15 protein-coding genes are annotated in these 15,881 nt (G+C 72.8%); 11 read left to right on the forward strand and 4 right to left on the reverse strand.

What is annotated here, in order from left to right; translation table 11 throughout:
- Window position 1: 1 nt before the first annotated feature.
- A complete protein-coding gene (locus tag AB0F29_RS05000; protein ID WP_361867789.1) occupies window positions 2–961 on the reverse strand; it encodes a right-handed parallel beta-helix repeat-containing protein in 960 nt (319 codons plus the stop codon).
- A gap of 382 nt (window positions 962–1,343) precedes the next feature.
- Between AB0F29_RS05000 and AB0F29_RS05005 the strand changes: the two genes are divergently transcribed.
- The 4 genes from AB0F29_RS05005 (at window position 1,344) to AB0F29_RS05020 (ending at window position 3,834) form a co-directional block, all read left to right on the forward strand.
- Entirely contained in the window at window positions 1,344–2,282 is a 939-nt protein-coding gene (locus AB0F29_RS05005; RefSeq protein WP_361867509.1) for a PAC2 family protein, read from the forward strand.
- A 31-nt stretch (window positions 2,283–2,313) separates the two neighbouring features.
- Complete coding sequence (gene coaE / locus AB0F29_RS05010) at window positions 2,314–2,916, forward strand: dephospho-CoA kinase (protein WP_018957592.1); 603 nt, start codon at window positions 2,314–2,316, stop codon at window positions 2,914–2,916.
- 92 nt (window positions 2,917–3,008) lie between these two features.
- The gene (locus AB0F29_RS05015; protein ID WP_018957593.1) at window positions 3,009–3,377 is read left to right on the forward strand and encodes a tetratricopeptide repeat protein; all 369 of its coding nucleotides are present in this window, start codon (window positions 3,009–3,011) and stop codon (window positions 3,375–3,377) included.
- A gap of 115 nt (window positions 3,378–3,492) precedes the next feature.
- A complete protein-coding gene (locus AB0F29_RS05020; protein WP_361867792.1) occupies window positions 3,493–3,834 on the forward strand; it encodes a WD40 repeat domain-containing protein in 342 nt (113 codons plus the stop codon).
- Window positions 3,835–3,929: 95 nt separating this feature from the next.
- Here the strand turns inward: AB0F29_RS05020 and AB0F29_RS05025 are convergent, their stop codons facing one another.
- Window positions 3,930–4,292, reverse strand: coding sequence for a DUF6343 family protein (locus AB0F29_RS05025; protein ID WP_361867794.1), 363 nt, complete (start codon window positions 4,290–4,292; stop codon window positions 3,930–3,932).
- An 82-nt stretch (window positions 4,293–4,374) separates the two neighbouring features.
- Here AB0F29_RS05025 and AB0F29_RS05030 point away from each other — a divergent pair, with 82 nt between their 5' ends.
- Window positions 4,375–5,073, forward strand: coding sequence for a class I SAM-dependent methyltransferase (locus AB0F29_RS05030; protein WP_361867511.1), 699 nt, complete (start codon window positions 4,375–4,377; stop codon window positions 5,071–5,073).
- A 46-nt stretch (window positions 5,074–5,119) separates the two neighbouring features.
- On the opposite strand, the gene AB0F29_RS05035 is transcribed toward AB0F29_RS05030, so the two are convergent.
- The gene (locus AB0F29_RS05035) at window positions 5,120–5,476 is read right to left on the reverse strand and encodes a hypothetical protein (RefSeq protein WP_361867512.1); all 357 of its coding nucleotides are present in this window, start codon (window positions 5,474–5,476) and stop codon (window positions 5,120–5,122) included.
- A gap of 254 nt (window positions 5,477–5,730) precedes the next feature.
- On the opposite strand from AB0F29_RS05035, the gene AB0F29_RS05040 reads away from it, so the two are divergent.
- The 6 genes from AB0F29_RS05040 (at window position 5,731) to AB0F29_RS05065 (ending at window position 14,580) form a co-directional block, all read left to right on the forward strand.
- Entirely contained in the window at window positions 5,731–6,006 is a 276-nt protein-coding gene (locus tag AB0F29_RS05040; RefSeq protein WP_361867514.1) for a hypothetical protein, read from the forward strand.
- A gap of 65 nt (window positions 6,007–6,071) precedes the next feature.
- Window positions 6,072–9,095, forward strand: a complete 3,024-nt coding sequence (locus AB0F29_RS05045; protein WP_361867516.1) for a DEAD/DEAH box helicase — start codon at window positions 6,072–6,074, stop codon at window positions 9,093–9,095.
- Entirely contained in the window at window positions 9,092–10,447 is a 1,356-nt protein-coding gene (locus AB0F29_RS05050) for an SWIM zinc finger family protein (protein WP_361867517.1), read from the forward strand. Before AB0F29_RS05045 ends, AB0F29_RS05050 begins: the two co-directional genes overlap by 4 nt.
- Before the next feature lie 43 nt (window positions 10,448–10,490).
- A complete protein-coding gene (locus AB0F29_RS05055; protein ID WP_361867519.1) occupies window positions 10,491–11,222 on the forward strand; it encodes a hypothetical protein in 732 nt (243 codons plus the stop codon).
- A 458-nt stretch (window positions 11,223–11,680) separates the two neighbouring features.
- Window positions 11,681–12,931 (forward strand): AAA family ATPase, encoded by a 1,251-nt coding sequence (locus tag AB0F29_RS05060; RefSeq protein ID WP_361867521.1) that lies wholly within the window; start codon window positions 11,681–11,683, stop codon window positions 12,929–12,931.
- A gap of 251 nt (window positions 12,932–13,182) precedes the next feature.
- The gene (locus AB0F29_RS05065; protein ID WP_361867523.1) at window positions 13,183–14,580 is read left to right on the forward strand and encodes a VWA domain-containing protein; all 1,398 of its coding nucleotides are present in this window, start codon (window positions 13,183–13,185) and stop codon (window positions 14,578–14,580) included.
- Between the two features lie 80 nt (window positions 14,581–14,660).
- On the opposite strand, the gene AB0F29_RS05070 is transcribed toward AB0F29_RS05065, so the two are convergent.
- Window positions 14,661–15,872: a pyridoxal phosphate-dependent aminotransferase gene (locus tag AB0F29_RS05070; RefSeq protein ID WP_361867524.1), complete on the reverse strand. Its 1,212-nt coding sequence runs from the start codon at window positions 15,870–15,872 to the stop codon at window positions 14,661–14,663.
- Between the last annotated feature and the right edge of the window lie 9 nt (window positions 15,873–15,881).

The following is a 15,881-nucleotide window of genomic DNA, read 5'->3' on the forward strand; positions in this document are numbered from 1 at the left end:
GCTACGGGGTGACGGCGATGTTCGTGAGCCCCTTGCCGCCGGTGACGGTGTTGCTCGCGTACACCGTGGTGCGGCAATGGGTGCTGTTGTTGGTGACGTTGACGGCCAGTTGCTTGTCGCCGGTGGCTCCGGAGAGGTTCGAGGCGTTGCCGCGGAAGACGGTGCCGCAGCCCCAGCCGCTCTGCTGGGTGTGGGTCTCGTAGCCGTTGTTGGTGGTGCGCGAACCCTTGTTGCCCTCGACCAGGACGTTGTTGCCCTTCACGTCGACCCAGGAGTCGTCGTAGTTGGCGCCGGTCAGCCCGTCGCCGTCGAAGGTGTTGCCGATGATCCTCGCGCCGGTCGTGCCCTCCTTGATGTCGATGCTCTCGCCGCCGACACCGGGGCCGATGGTGTTGTTCAGGATCTGCGCGTTGTCGCTGCGGTCGGAGAGGTCGCCGGCCGAACCGACGTACACGCCCTCGCCCATGCCGCGTCCGTTCTGCCCGGTGTCGTGGATCCGGGAGTTCTTCAGAACGCCGTCCTTGCTGGAATTGCGGAAGTGGACGCCTTCCATGTCGAGGTCGTGCACCGTCACCGAGTCGATGACGACGCCGTTCGCCGCGTCGGTCATGATGCCCTTCTGGCCGCCCTTGACCGTGACGCCCTGGACGGTCCAGTACGAGGCGCCGTTCAGGTGCAGCCCGTAGCCGCCGCCGGCGGTCAGGACCGCCCTGCTGGAGCCGGTGAGGGTGATCCGCGCCCCGGAGGTACCTGGCCGGGTGGCCTTGAAGTTCCCGGTGTACGTGCCGTCGGCGAGCCGGATCGTGTCACCGGGGGAGACGGCGGTGAGTGCCGACTTGAGCTGGGCCGCGGTGCTGACGTCGATGACCGCGGCGTTCGCGGGCCCGGCGCCGGCCAGGGTGAGACCACCGGCGGCCAGGGCGGCGGCGAGCAGAGCGGTGAGGGGGGAGCGGGTGCGCATGGGGGGTGCCTTCCCGTCGGAGGAGTCCAGGTGTTCTCGTGCGGTCATGTCCGTGCGCGGTCTCGCAGGGGTGCGGTCCTCGCGGCTGTCGGTCCTCGCGGCTGTCGGTCCTCGTGGCTGTGGGTTCTCGCAGCCGTGAGTTCTCGTACCTGAACATGGGGCGAGTCTCTGAACGTGTTGCCCAGTGACGGTAGGGATGGCGGCGGGGCGCGTCAAGGTCTGGACCAGGATCGACGGGTGATGCCGACGAGGTCGAACCGCTCCTGCGGGACCGGCAACTGACACGCCGTGAACCGTCCTCGCCGGGGAAAGGTCCGGGCGCGGGGAATGCGTGTGCCGCCCTCCGTGTTCTTCTCTAGGAACACGAGGAGGAGCGGTAACCGTGCCTGAACCGCAGAGTTTGTACGAATGGGAGCCGAAGGGCCTGGCCGTCGTCGACATGGCCCTGGCGCAGGAGTCGGCCGGCCTGGTCATGCTCTACCACTTCGACGGCTACATCGACGCGGGCGAGACCGGCGAGCAGATCGTCGACGGCCTGCTCGAAACGCTGCCGCACCAGGTCGTCGCGCGCTTCGACCACGACCGGCTCGTCGACTACCGCGCACGGCGCCCCCTGCTCACCTTCCGGCGCGACCGCTGGACGTCCTTCGAGGCTCCGACCCTGGAGGTGCGGGTGGTCCAGGACGCCACCGGAGCGCCCTTCTTGCTGCTGTCGGGCCCGGAGCCGGACGTGGAGTGGGAGCGGTTCGCCGCCGCCGTCGAGCAGATCGTCGAGCGCCTCGGCGTCCGGCTCGCGGTGAACTTCCACGGCATCCCGATGGGCGTTCCGCACACCCGCCCCGTCGGCATCACGCCGCACGGCAACCGCACCGACCTGATGCCGGGCCACCGCAGCCCCTTCGACGAGGCCCAGGTGCCCGGTTCGGCCGAAGCCCTCGTCGAGTACCGGCTGATGGAGGCGGGCCACGACGTCCTCGGGGTCGCCACCCACGTCCCGCACTACGTCGCCAGGTCCTCCTACCCGGACGCGGCGCTGACCGCGCTGGAGGCGATCACCGCCGCGACGGGTCTCGTGCTGCCCGCGCTCGCGCACTCCCTGCGCACCGAGGCGCACCGCACCCAGACCGAGATCGACCGGCAGATCGGCCAGGGCGACGACGAGCTGGTCTCGCTCGTCGAGGGCCTGGAGCACCAGTACGACGCCGTCGCCGGCTCCGAGACGCGCGGCAACCTCGTCGCCGAACCGGTCGACCTGCCGTCCGCCGACGAGATCGGCCGCGAGTTCGAGCGCTTCCTCGCCGAGCGGGAGGGCGAGGGCTGAGCGCCCCCGCCCGGCCCGTAGGCTGCGGCCCATGCTGAAAGTGGGCCTGACCGGCGGCATCGGAGCCGGCAAGAGCGAAGTGTCGCGGCTGCTCGTGAAGTACGGTGCCGTGCTGATCGACTCCGACCGGATCGCCCGTGAGGTCGTCGAGCCCGGTACGCCCGGACTCGCGGCCGTCGTCGAGGAGTTCGGGCCGGGTGTACTGACGGCCGAAGGCGCTCTGGACCGCCCGGCGCTCGGCGCGCTCGTCTTCGCCGACGCCGGGCGGCTCGCCGCGCTCAACGCGATCGTCCACCCCCTGGTCGGCGCCCGCGCGGCCGAACGGGAACGGGCGGCCCCCGAGGACGCCGTCGTCGTCCACGACGTCCCGCTCCTCACGGAGAACGGGCTCGCCCCTCTCTACGACCTGGTCGTGGTCGTCGACGCCTCCGCCGAAACCCAGCTCGACCGGCTCGTCACGCTGCGCGGAATGACGGAGTCAGACGCCCGTGCGAGGATGGCCGCACAGGCCAGCCGCGACCAGCGCCGGGCCGTCGCCGACCTGATCGTGGACAACGACGGGCCGTTGGAGGCGCTGGAACCGCAGGTGCGCACGGTCTGGGACGAGTTGGTCCGCAGGGCCGCCGCCCGCTGAGCCCGTGTGCGTCGGACGCCCCGGCCGGACGTCCCGGAATACCGGCTCCGGGCGGACGTTGGAAAACCGCGAGGGAAGGGAAGGATGCGACCGTGCCCGAGAGGAATCCGGAGACCCACGTCATCGACTTCCGTGCGGCCGAGCAACTGCTCGACGCCCGGGACCCCCGGGGTGCCGTCAAGCTCCTCGACTCGGTGATCGCCGCCCACCCGGAGAACACCGCCGCCCGGCTGCTCCGGGCCCGCGCCTTCTTCGCCGCCGCCCAACTGCGCCCCGCCGAGCTGGAATTCGAGCTGGTGCTGGAGCGTGAGCCGGACAACGCGTTCGCCCACTTCGCCCTGGCCCGCACCTTCCAGCGCGCCGGCCGCCCCGAGCAGGCGACCCGGCACTTCCGGCTGGCGGCGGCGCTCGACCCGAAGCCGGAGTACCTCCGGGCGGCGAAGTTCGACGAGCGGGGCTGACGGACCGGACGGCCCCGGGCCCCTTCGGGGAGCCGTGCGCCGCTGACTCCGGCTCGGGCGGGAAGTCTGTCCTGTCCCCGGCCTTCAGTCCCGACGGATCGGTCCTGGCGGCAGCCTGTGGACCGTGGAGTTCAGCCCGGACGGGAAAACCCTCGCGGCGGGCGGCCACTCCGACAACGGCACCATCCATCTGTGGGACGTCGCCGATCCGGACCGTCCCACCGCCATCGGACGACCGCTGACCGTGGACACCGGATCCGTCGCCGTTCTGGCCTTCAGTCCTGACGGCCGCACCTTGGCGGCCACCATCGACGACGGCGTGGCCACCCTCCGGGACCTTGAGGTCGAGTCCGCCATCAGCCGTATCTGCGCCGCGAGCTCCGGCGGGCTGGGCCGACAGAAAGGGAAACGGTATGTCGTCCCCCTTTCCTGCGATCCGCCCTGTGCGACGACCTGACCGTACGGACCGCGCGGTTGTCCACCCGGCGGGACGCGGGGCCCTCGTCAAGCGGGGCGGGGTGCGGTGCCGCCCGGCGACACCACACCCCGCTCCTAGGGAGGATTCGTCCGTCCACCGGGCGCTCCATCCGCCCGGCCTCCGTCGGTGCCGGGCCCCGGCCCGTGCGAACGGCCGTCGCCGTGGTCCGGCTCGTACGGCGGGACGTCACGGCCCGGCTGGTAGTGCGAGCCCTGGCGCATGCGGTACGTGATCACGCAGAGGTCCACCACGGCGAGCAGCAGCACCACCGCGCAGGCCGCCGCCCAGCCCGGCCGTCCGTTCAGCGCGAAGGCCACCAGGCCGAAGAGCGCCCAGGCCATTCCCCACAGGCTGAGCCAGAGCCGCATCCGGAGGGGACTGCGGGCGGTCGCGGGTTCACTGCCCGTACGCATGGTGATCACCTCGTTCTCCAGGATGGACCCACCCGGCGGCGGACGAAACAGCGCCGGGCCGCGCCGGGCCGGGGAACCGCGCCCGGCGACGGCTCGTTCGTCCTTCATGAGCGAATCGCTGGTACGCGAGGGGTACGAGGGGACCGGTCCCGGAGCCATCACGCCTGACGGGTGCGCGGTGGAGCTGTACCGCCGGCTGTCCGTCGGCGACGAGCCGGAGGTGATCGCGGGCGTGGCCCCCGCCGGGGCGAGCATCCTCGAGCTGGGCTGTGGGGCGGGCCGGGTGACCCATCCGCTGGTGCGGCGCGGATTCCGGGTGACGGCGGTGGACGAGTCGCCGGAGATGCTGGAGGAGATCGTCGGGGCGCGCAGGGTGCGGAGCCCCATCGAAACGCTGGACCTGGGCGGCGAGCGGTTCGACGTGGTGCTGCTCGGCTCGTTCCTGGTCCACGCGGGCGAGCACCGGGTGCGCGACGGGATGCTGCGCGTCTGCCGCGACCACGTGCGGGACGACGGGATCGTCCTCGTCCAGCGCGAGGGGGTGGCCCACCGCTCGGAGCTGCCGTGGGAGCGGACCGACCCGTCCGGCGGTCTGATCCGGATCGTCGCCGCGGATCCGGTGGGCGACGGTGTGCGCTCGGTGCGCGCGGAGTATCACTTCGAGGACGCGCGGTGGACGCAGACCTTCCTGTCGCGGGAGCTCTCCGACGAGGACATCGCCCGGCATCTTGCCACGGCCGGGCTCACGGTGGACCGCTCCCTCACCGACGACGGCACCTGGCTACTGGCCCGCCCCGCGCTCTGAGGAGCCGGGGGCCGGGCGGGCCTCGGCCGCGCCCCCTGCCGGTCGCTCAGTGGACGAAGCTGTAGCTGCGCCACGGACCGCTGCCCGGCGCCGTCACATCGCTGAACCTGGTCGGCACGTACGTCGTCCTGCCGCCCGTGCAGTCCCGTGTGCGGTACAGGATGACGTCGACCAGCGTCCCGTTCTCCACCTCGTGCGCGCCCGCCGGAGCGATCCGGTGGCAGCCGCGTACCGACGGGCTGTTCACCTGGAGCACCGCTTCGCGCTCCGTCGTGTACGTCACCGGGCCCACCGCGGTGCGGCCGAGCCCCGAGCAGCCCGAGACGGCGAGGGCGAGGAGCGAGGCTCCGGCGGCGATCCCGAGGCGGCGTCGGCGGCGGGGAACGGTGGCGGTCACGGACATGGGCGGGTCCTCGTCTGCTCGTCCGGTGCTCGTCCGGCGATTCGGTACGTCGGGAAGACGTGCTGGCGCTGGCCACCCTGCCCGCCCCGGGGCGGGCAGGCATCCGGTGCGCGGCCGACCGGGCGAGCCGCGGTGCGCCGGACCCAGGTTCCCCATACGCCCAAATGGGGCATAATTTGATGAAAGGTGCTATGTGTCAAGAGTGTTCCACGGGGCACGCGGGTGTCCGCTCCCCTTCCTCCCAGGGGGCCGTCATGGTTCAGGAACTGATGATCGCCTTGGTGGCGGTGCTCTGCGCCGGAGCGCTGTACGTGGCCTCGGCGGCGCGGGTGATCCGGCAGTACGAGCGCGGTGTGGTGCTGCGGCCCCACCGCCCCCACCGCTCCCGCCCCGTCCTCATCGGAACGGCCGTTCGCCCATCACTGAGCGTGGCGGCCCACGCGCGGAGCGGGGTACCCGCCCGACCGATTCCGTCGCCGCTGACCTGGGGTGATGCGGCGGGCGTCCGCGGTGTCAGACCTCCCGCCTAGACTCGCGGAGTCAGCACATTCCGTGCCGACGGAGACCGCGGATCGGGTGGGAGGGGGTGGCGGACATGACGGCACGGACCCGGGAGGGCGAGCCGCGGGACACCGAGGACACGGCCCGGACCGCCGACGCCGGACGCCTCCTGCGCTGCGCGGCGGTCTTCCTGCCCGGCCCGGTGCCCAGGGACGGCCGCATCGCCTTCTGGGGCCCGCTCGCGAACGCCGGCCCGTGGCACGACGACGGCCCGCAGGGGCGGAGCGGGACGCCCTTCGGGTACGCGGAGACCCCCGGCAGTCCCGACTCCGTCCCGTGCACCACCGCCCGGCTCACGGTCGTCCGGACGGACCCGGCGGCGGGCCCCGGGAGCGTCCGCGCCGTCGCGACGCCCGCGGCGCTGCTGTCCGTGGCCGACGCGCTGCCCCTGCTCGTCCGGGCCCGCCATCAGGCCTCCGCCCACCCCGCCACCCGCTGCTGGGGTGCGGCCGCCCTGCACGCCCTTCAGCTCGTCGCCCGCGGCAGGCTCCTCCCCGGACTCACGGCGGACGGTCACGACGCCTGGCGGGCGGGTCCGAGGGACGCCGAGGACGTCGCGCATCTGCGGGCGATCGCCGCCGCCCTGCCGCCCGAGGGGCACGCGGCGCCCGTCCCCGGCTCCGAGCCGCCCCGGCTGCCCGACCCCGTGGCACTGATCGGGGCGTTCCTGGACTCCGTCGCCGACACCCTGCCGCGCACCCCCGCCGCCGCGTTCGCGATGGGCGCGCCGTTCGCCGCCCGCGAACCCCAGCATCTGCCCCATGCCGCGGCCTGGGCCGTGGAGGTCGCCGCGGGCCTGGACGCGGGCGTGCGGGTCTCGCTGCGCCTGGACCTCTCCGCGTACGAGCTGTTCGACACCGCCGACACCTACGCGGTCGCGGCCGCCCGCGAGGAGACGGAGCCCGACGGGGGACCCGCGCGGCCGGAGCACCCGGACGACCCGGCGGTCCGGCACGCCGCCGCTGCCGTCGTCCAGGTCCACAGCCTCGCCGACCCGACTTACGTGGTGGACGCGGCCGCCCTGTGGAACGGCGCGGCTGGCGAACCGTTCGGGCCGCGCGCCCGGGTCGACGCGGTGCTGGCGCTGCGCCGCGCCGCCCGCGTCTGGGCCCCGCTGGAACGACTGCTGGGGCAGCCCGCCCCCGATGTGCTCGCGATCACCGAGGACGAGCTGTACGAGCTGCTGAGCGACGCGGGGTCCCGGCTTGCCGCCGCCGGGGTCGAGGTGCACTGGCCGCGGGAGCTGGCCCGTTCCCTCACCGCGAGCGCCGTCGTGCGGCCCGCGCCCGGATCGGCCACCGACGGCACCTCCTTCTTCGACGCCGAGCATCTCTTCGCCTTCGACTGGCAGCTGTCCCTGGGGGAGGAGCGGCTGACCGAGGCCGAGATGGACACCCTGGCCGAGGCCCACCGCCCGGTGGTGCGGCTGCGCGACCAGTGGGTGGTCGTCGACCCCGCCCTCGTACGCAAGGCGCGCAAGCGGGAGCTGGGGCTCCTGGACCCGGTGGACGCGCTCGCCGTCGCCCTCACCGGCAGTGCGGAGGTGGACGGCGAGCGGGTGGACGCCGTCCCCGCCGGTGCGCTGGCCGCCCTCCGTACGCGGATCCTCACCCAGGACACCACGATCGCGCCGCCGCCCGGCCTCGACGCGACGCTGCGCGACTACCAACTGCGCGGTCTGGCCTGGCTGGACCGGATGACCTCGCTCGGTCTTGGCGGCTGCCTCGCCGATGACATGGGCCTCGGCAAGACGATCACCCTCATCGCCCTCCACCTGCACCGGGCGCACCCCTCGCCCACCCTGGTGGTCTGCCCCGCCTCCCTCCTCGGCAACTGGCACCGCGAGATCAACCGCTTCGCCCCCGGCGTCCCCGTCCGCCGCTTCCACGGCACGGACCGGACCCTGAGCGACCCGGACGGCGGCTTCGTCCTCACCACCTACGGGACCATGCGGTCCAGCGCTCCCCAGCTCGCCGAGCAGAGCTGGGGCCTGGTCGTCGCCGACGAGGCGCAGCACGTCAAGAATCCGCACTCCTCCACGGCCAAGGCGCTGCGCACCATCCCCGCCCCGGCCCGGGTCGCCCTCACCGGCACCCCCGTCGAGAACAACCTCTCCGAGCTCTGGGCGCTCCTCGACTGGACCACCCCCGGACTGCTCGGCCCGCTCAAGGCGTTCCGGGCCCGGCACGCCCGGATCGTGGAGAACACCGGCACCGCCGCGGGCCTGGGCAACGAGGAGGCGGTGGAACGGCTGTCCCGGCTGGTGCGGCCCTTCCTCCTGCGGCGCAAGAAGTCCGACCCCGGCATCGCCCCCGAGCTGCCGCCCAAGACGGAGACCGACCACCCCGTCTCCCTCACCCGTGAGCAGGCCACGCTCTACGAGGCGGCCGTCCGCGAGACGATGGCGCAGATCGAGGCGGCGGAGGGCATCGCCCGCCGGGGTCTCGTCATGAAGCTGCTGACCTCGCTCAAGCAGATCTGCAACCACCCCGCCCAATATCTGAAGGAGGAGCCCACCCGGCTCACGGGCCGCTCCGGCAAGCTCGCCCTCCTCGACGAACTGCTCGACACGATCCTGTCCGAGGACGGCTCGGTCCTGATCTTCACGCAGTACGTGGCGATGGCGAAGCTCCTCGCCGCACACCTCGCCTCCCGCGCGATCCCCTCCCAGCTCCTCCACGGCGGTACGCCGGTGCCGGAGCGCGAGCGGATGGTGGACCGCTTCCAGTCCGCCGAGGTCCCCGTCTTCCTGCTCTCCCTCAAGGCTGCCGGCACCGGGCTGAATCTGACCCGCGCCGCCCATGTCGTCCACTTCGACCGCTGGTGGAACCCCGCCGTGGAGGAACAGGCCACCGACCGGGCGTACCGGATCGGCCAGACCCAGCCCGTGCAGGTCCACCGGATCATCGCAGAGGGCACGGTGGAGGACCGGATCGCCGAGCTGCTGGAGTCCAAGCGGGTCCTGGCCGACGCGGTGCTCGGCAGCGGCGAGAGCGCCCTGACCGAGCTCAGCGACCGTGACCTCGCCGACCTCGTATCGCTGCGGAGGCCCGCATGAGCCCGCGCCCGACCACCGGCCCGGCCGCCCGGAGACCGGCCCCCCGCGTCCGGCCCGGTCCGGACGATCTGCGGCGCACCTTCGAGGCGGTGCCCGCCCGCACCTCCGTGGAGGGCGAGCCCTTCGCGGGGAGCTGGTGGGGCCGGGCGTGGGTGGACGCGGTGGAGTCGCTGTCGATGGACGAGGCCCGCCTCGCCCGCGGCCGCGCGTACGCCGACGACGGCCAGGTCGCCGCGATCACCGTCACCCCCGGGCGGGTCGTCGCCTATGTGCACGGCAGCCGGGCCCGCCCCTACCGCGCCGAACTACGGCTGCGCACCTTCACCGACCCCGGCTGGGAGACCCTGCTCGACGCGGTCGCCGCCCACCCCGGCCACCTGGCCGCGCTGCTGGCCAAGGAGATGCCGCACTCCCTGGCCCACACCGCCGAGGAAGCCGGTGTCCGGCTGCTGCCCGCCGCCGACGACCTCGACCCCAGTTGCACCTGCCCCGACCACGGGCGGCCCTGCAAGCACGTCGCCGCCCTCTGCTTCCAGACGGCCCTGCTCCTCGACGGCGACCCGTTCGTCCTGCTGCTGATGCGTGGCCGGGGCGAGCGCGAGCTGCTGGACGAGCTCGGACGGCGCAACGCCGAACACTCCGCCCGTGAGCGCCCCGCCGCTCCCGCCGTCCCGTCGGTCGGGGCCCGGGAGGCGTTCGCCGCCCGCTTCCTGCCCCCGCTCCCGGCACCCCTGCCCGTACCGCCGCACCCAGGCCAGCCACCGTCGTATCCCGATCTGCCCGGCGCCCGCGACCCGTTGGGCCTGGACCACCTCGCCACCGACGCCGCCGCCCGCGCCCATGCCCTGCTGACCACGGGCCGTGATCCGCTGGCCGGCCTCAGCCCGTGGCAGGACGCGGTCCGCCTCGCCGCCGCACGGCCGACCGCCGGGCTCACCGCCACCACCCGCGCGCTCTACCGGGAGCTGGCCTACGCCACCGGCCGCACCACCACCGACCTCGCCCGCGCCGTCGCCGCCTGGCGGCAGGGCGGTGCCGAGGGCCTCGCGGTCCTGGAGACGCCCTGGGACCCGCCGGCCGGCCCCTTCGACCGGGCCAGGCCCGCGCTCGCCGCCGCCGACTTCCCGCGCTTCACACCCTGGCGCAACCACCTCACCCACCCGGACGGTTCGCTCCAGCTCCGCTTCGGCCACGACCACCGGTGGTACGGCTACGAATCCGATCCCGGCGCCGACGACTGGTGGCCGCGCGCCGCCCCGGACCCCGACCCGGTGGCCGCCCTGGAGGCCCTGCTGGCCGGCGACTTCGTCCCCGACGTCTCCGGGACCGACGACCCGTCGTACGTACGGTAAAACCCTTGGCCAGGGGAGACTCGCCCCTGTTAGCGTCCACGACGTGGCGAAACTCAATCAGATCATCGCAGTGGAGAAGGGCGTCAAGTCCAAGGCACACCAGGACCTGACGGCGGCTCATCACGGCCTCCAGAAGACCGGACTGCTGGCCGGGATCTCCCGGACCTACCAGCCCAAGGACGAGGAGGGCGAACAGCTTCCGCCCGAGTCGACGCTCGTCCAGGTCAAGGCCGAGGACGTGCTGCGGGACACCGCGGTCACCCTGACCCGGCTCTTCGATGTGACCGCCACGAAGGACTGGGCGAACTGCTCGGCCCGGGCCGATGTGACGGTCGACGGCCGGGTGCTGGTGAGCGAGGTGCCGGTGTCGTATCTGCTCTTCCTGGAGAAGCAGCTGACCGACCTCAACACCTTCGTCCGCAAGCTGCCCGTACTGGACGCCGCCGAGGCCTGGGTGCAGGACCCCTCGACCGACTCCTGGAAGACCGAGCCGGTCCGCACGGTCCGTACGAAGAAGGTGCCCCGCAACCACGTGAAGGCGGAGGCCACCGAGAAGCACCCGGCGCAGGTCGAGGTGTACTACGAGGACATCCCGATCGGGTACTGGACGACCGTGAAGTTCTCCGGGGCGCTTCCGGCGCGGCGCGTCAACGAACTGCTGGACCGGATCGAGAAGCTCCAGCAGGCCGTGAAGTTCGCCCGCGAGGAGGCCAACGGCGCAGACGTCACCGACCAGCGGGTGGGTGATGCGGTATTCGGTTACCTCTTCGGGTGACCGACCATGGATTCCCCGGGCGCCGCTCAAGGCGGCCGGGGTGCGCGAGGAGCGCAAGCTGAAACTGAGGCTTGTCGTGAAGGCGCGGTTCCAGTGGAGGTTCAACTCCTCCCTCCGGCACGGGCCGGAGTAGCCCAAGCAGGCAGAGGCAGACCGCCGTCAATCTCAGACTATTGCTCCAGACTCAGCATTCGCCGCCGATCGCCGGATCGAACGGGCCCGGGCCCGCGCGCGTCGAAATGCCGGTTCAAGTCCGGCCCGCAGAGCTTCGATCTGCGGTGGTCCAAAGGCAGGACGCGACGACATCAGACTGACCCGGATCCTTAAACGTGCCGGCGTGCCCGATGGGCGGCACACTCAGGGCCCGGAGGCCGGCTACGCCTCCGGGCCCGCTCCCGTCCCCGGGGAGCGGTAAAGACCCGGAGCCGACCACAGGGGCGCGGGACCCGCAGGGCACAATGCAGGACGTGCGAGGTACAGACGTGCAAGGTGCAGGGGACGCGCAGCCCACAGCCACAGCCACGGCCGCGGCCACAGCCGCCCGGCTGCGGGCCATCTGTGACGAGGTGTCGGACCGCTTCTACGAGCGGGCCGACGTGGTGCGCACGCTCGTGGTGGCGCTGCTGGCCGGGCAGCACTCGCTGGTGCTCGGCCCGCCCGGAACGGCGAAGTCCGAGATCGCCCGGGAGCTCACCGGCAGGGTCCAGGGGGCGGCCTACTGGGAGATCCTTCTGTCGAAGTTCACCGCGCCGACGAGAATGTTCGGTCCCATCGACGTCGCCGCGCTCGCCCGCGGGGAGTACCGCCAGGTGTACGAGGGCCGCGCCACGACCGCGCACGTCGCGTTCATCGACGAGATCTTCAAGTGCTCCACGGCGGCGCTGAACGAGACCCTGGGCTACCTCAACGAGCGGATCTACCACCCCGAGAGCGGGGGCGAACCGATTCGCTGCCCGCTGATCGGCGCCATCACGGCGAGCAACGAACTGCCGACCGGGGAGGACACGGCCGCGATCTACGACCGGCTGCTGGTGCGGATCGAGGTCGGATACCTGGCGGACCCGTCGAACTTCGCCGCGCTGGTCCGCTCCGCCGTCAGCCGCCCGGCGGCCCCCACACGTACCACCGTCGAACTGACCGCGTTGCAGCACGCGGTGACCGGATCCGTCCCGGACGTGGACGTCCCCGACGCCATCGTGGACGCCGTGTGCGCGCTGCGGGCGGCCCTGCGCCGCAAGGAGCTCGTCGCCTCCGACCGCCGCTGGCGGCAGGCGGTGCGGCTGCTCCAGGCGTCCGCGTACCTCGACGGCCGCCCGGCGGTCGCCGAGACCGACCTGACCGTGCTCACCCACGTGCTGTGGGACTCCCCGGCCCAGCGCCCCACCGTCGAGCGGGAGGTGCTGCACCTGGTCAACCCCGACGCCAAGGAGGCGCTCGACCTGGCCGACGCCCTCGACGAGCTGGAGGCCCAGCTCGACGCCATGGCGGGGCAGTCCCGCGAGGCGCTCAGCGACTGGGTCATCAAGAAGGCCCACAACAAGCTCGCCACGGCGGGCAAGCGGCTGGAGAAGCTGCGTGCCGAGGCGGCGGGCGCCGGCCGCTCCACCGCCGCCATCGACCGGGTCACCGGCCGTCAGCGCGCGGTCCGCGCCCGCGTCCTCACCGAGGCGCTCGGCATGGACGCGAGCATGGTCCAGGACCGGCTCTGACCGCCGGGCACGCTCCGCTGACCGGGAGGGACAGCGGCACCGGGGGGCCGCCGGCCGCACTCGACGCACTCGCGGGCCGCGCCCGGGCGTGGCTGGGCCACTCCGGGGCCGAGCGGAGCACGGGGGCCGTCGTCGCGGAACGGTTCGAGCGGTTCACCTGGCGCGACACCCGCGAACAGTCCGAAGGACTGCGCGAGCTGGCCCAGGAGCTGGGCGAGCGCCACGACCATGCCGCCGACCTCCTGGCCGATGTGTTCCTGGCCGCCTACAAGGCCGGCCTCCGACTGCGCGAGCGTACGGAGATGGAACCCTCGCGGCTGGTCAACCACCAGATCGTCACCGCACTGGTGGAGTCACCGGACTTCGCCGCACTGCGCCGGGAAACCGTCGGCGACCCCTACGCCGCCGCCATGGCCGTCCTGGCCCAGTCCGGCGCCCTGCGCAGGATGCTGGAGCGCGCCCAGGACGCCCAGGGGCGGGCCGAGCGAGCGGCGAAAGCCCTCCAGGACGCCGACGGCGCCGCGACCGCCGTGGCCGAGGCGCTCCAGCACGCCGCCGAAGAGGCCGACGAGGACGGCGGCGTACCGGCCTCGACCGCCGACGCCGTCCACCGGGCGATCGAGGCCGCCGAGGCGACCGGAACCGCCGCGCGGCTGGCCGCCCGGGCTGCCGAGCAGGGCGCCGCCACCGTCCCCGGCCTCCGCACCGCCGCGCATCACGCGGCGGCGACGGCCGCCGATGCCGTCCGGGAGGAGACCGCGCTGATGCGGGCCTGGGGTGTGGGCCCCGGCGAGCTGGAGCGGATGCCGTACGCGCGCCGCGCCCGGCTCGCCGAGCGGCTGCGCGCAGGACGTCTCGCCCGGTGGGCCGAACTGATCGGCCGCTTCCGGCAGATGGCCGACGGCGAGCGGGCCCGCAAGGTGGAGAGCACCGCCGGGGAGCTGGTCGGCGTCACACTCGGCGACGACCTCTCCCGCCTGATCCCCTCCGAGCTGGCCAACCTCGGGCTGCCCGAACTGCGTGCCGTCTTCGCCGCGCGGTACGCCGCCGGGGAGCTGATGCTCTACGACAGCCGGGGCGAGCAGTCGACGGGGCGGGGCGCCGTCATCGCGTGCGTGGACACCTCCCACTCGATGTACGCGGCGGGGCCCGGCGGAGTCACGCGGGAGGCGTGGTCCAAGGCGTGCGCCCTGGCGCTGCTGGACCAGGCCCGCCATGCCGGGCGCGACTTCGTCGGCATCCTGTTCTCCGCCGAGGACAAGGTCCAGGTCTTCCGCTTCCCGGCCGGCCGGTCCGCCGGCATCGAGCGGGTGCTCGACTTCGCGGAGACCTTCCTCGGCGGCGGCACCAGCTACCAGACGCCCCTGACCACGGCCCGCGAACTTCTGGAGGAGGAGTTCGACGACGCAGCCACCACGCGCGGCGACATCGTGATGATCACCGACGACGAATGCGGCGTCACCGAGGAGTGGATGCGTGGCTGGAACGACGCCAGACGGGTGCTGGGCTTCCGCGTCTTCGGCCTCGCCGTCGGCGCTCCGGGCGCCGCCGAGGCCGGTTCGGTCCTGGACGCGCTGTGCGACAACCTCCGCTCCATCGAGGACCTCACCGACGTCCACGCCGCCGCGGATCTCTTCCGCCTCATCTGACCCCCGGACGGACAGGCCCTGCCCGACCCGGCCTCGGCAGGGCCTGCCTCATCCGGCCCCGGCCCGACCGTGCGCGCGGATCACTGTCGGTATCCGCTCAGGAAGCGGCCGATGCGGCTGATCGCCGCGTCGAGGTCGTCGGCGTACGGGAGGGTGAGGATGCGGAAGTGGTCCGGGCGCGGCCAGCTGAAGCCGGTGCCCTGCACCACCTGGATCTTCTCCCGCAGCAGCAGGTCCAGCACGAACTTCTCGTCGTCGACGATGCTGTGCACCTTCGGATCGATGCGCGGGAAGGCGTACAGCGCGCCCTTCGGCTTCACGCACGAGACGCCGGGGATCTCGTTCAGCCGCTCCCAGGCCCGGTCGCGCTGCTCGTGCAGCCGCCCGCCCGGCGCGACCAGCTCCCGGATCGACTGCCGTCCGCCGAGCGCGGCCTGAATGGCGTACTGGGCCGGGGCGTTGGGGCACAGGCGCATGGAGGCCAGCATGGTGAGGCCCTCCAGGTAGTTGCGGGCGTGCTGCCGCGGACCGGACACCACCATCCAGCCGGACCGGAAGCCGGCCACCCGGTACGTCTTCGACAGACCGCTGAAGGTGAGGCAGACCAGGTCGGGGGCGAGGACCGCCGCGCTGTGGTGCTCGGCCCCGTCGTACAGGATCTGGTCGTAGATCTCGTCGGCGAACACCATCAGCCCATGCCGCCTGGCCAGATCGAGAATGCCTTCGAGGATCTCGCGCGGATAGACCGCGCCGGTGGGGTTGTTCGGGTTGATGATCACGACGGCCCTGGTCCGGTCGGTGATCTTCGCGGCCATGTCGGCGAGATCCGGATTCCAGTCGGACTCCTCGTCGCAGACGTAGTGCACGGCCTTGCCGCCCGCGAGCGTGGTCACCGCCGTCCACAGCGGGAAGTCCGGGGCCGGGATCAGCACCTCGTCGCCGTCCTCCAGCAGCGCCTGCACCGCCATGGAGATCAGCTCGGAGACCCCGTTGCCGAGAAACACGTCGTCCACGCCGACCTCGGTCAGACCCATGGCCTGGTAGCGCTGGACCACCGCCCGCCGGGCCGAGAGGATGCCGCGCGAATCGGTGTAGCCGTGCGCCTGCGGCAGCATCCGGATCATGTCCTGGACGATCTCCTCGGGGGCCTCGAAACCGAAGAGCGCGGGATTGCCCGTGTTGAGCCGGAGCACGCTGTGGCCCGCCTCCTCCAGGGCGTTGGCGTGCTCGATGACCGGGCCCCGGATCTCGTAGCAGACCTCGTTGAGCTTGCTGGACTGCCGGAACTCCATGCGCTGCCT

The organism is Streptomyces sp. NPDC026589 (genome assembly GCF_040638385.1).
Classification (GTDB): Bacteria; Actinomycetota; Actinomycetes; order Streptomycetales; family Streptomycetaceae; genus Streptomyces.

Excerpts from the sequence above, each read along its gene's own strand:
- AB0F29_RS05000 (WP_361867789.1), bottom strand. The coding sequence starts at position 961 with ATGCGCACCCGCTCCCCCCTCACCGCTCTGCTCGCCGCCGCCCTGGCC.
- coaE (WP_018957592.1), top strand. The coding sequence starts at position 2,314 with ATGCTGAAAGTGGGCCTGACCGGCGGCATCGGAGCCGGCAAGAGCGAA.
- AB0F29_RS05030 (WP_361867511.1), top strand. The coding sequence starts at position 4,375 with ATGAGCGAATCGCTGGTACGCGAGGGGTACGAGGGGACCGGTCCCGGA.
- AB0F29_RS05035 (WP_361867512.1), bottom strand. The coding sequence starts at position 5,476 with ATGTCCGTGACCGCCACCGTTCCCCGCCGCCGACGCCGCCTCGGGATC.
- AB0F29_RS05040 (WP_361867514.1), top strand. The coding sequence starts at position 5,731 with ATGGTTCAGGAACTGATGATCGCCTTGGTGGCGGTGCTCTGCGCCGGA.
- AB0F29_RS05045 (WP_361867516.1), top strand. The coding sequence starts at position 6,072 with ATGACGGCACGGACCCGGGAGGGCGAGCCGCGGGACACCGAGGACACG.
- AB0F29_RS05050 (WP_361867517.1), top strand. The coding sequence starts at position 9,092 with ATGAGCCCGCGCCCGACCACCGGCCCGGCCGCCCGGAGACCGGCCCCC.
- AB0F29_RS05060 (WP_361867521.1), top strand. The coding sequence starts at position 11,681 with ATGCAGGACGTGCGAGGTACAGACGTGCAAGGTGCAGGGGACGCGCAG.
- AB0F29_RS05070 (WP_361867524.1), bottom strand. The coding sequence starts at position 15,872 with ATGGAGTTCCGGCAGTCCAGCAAGCTCAACGAGGTCTGCTACGAGATC.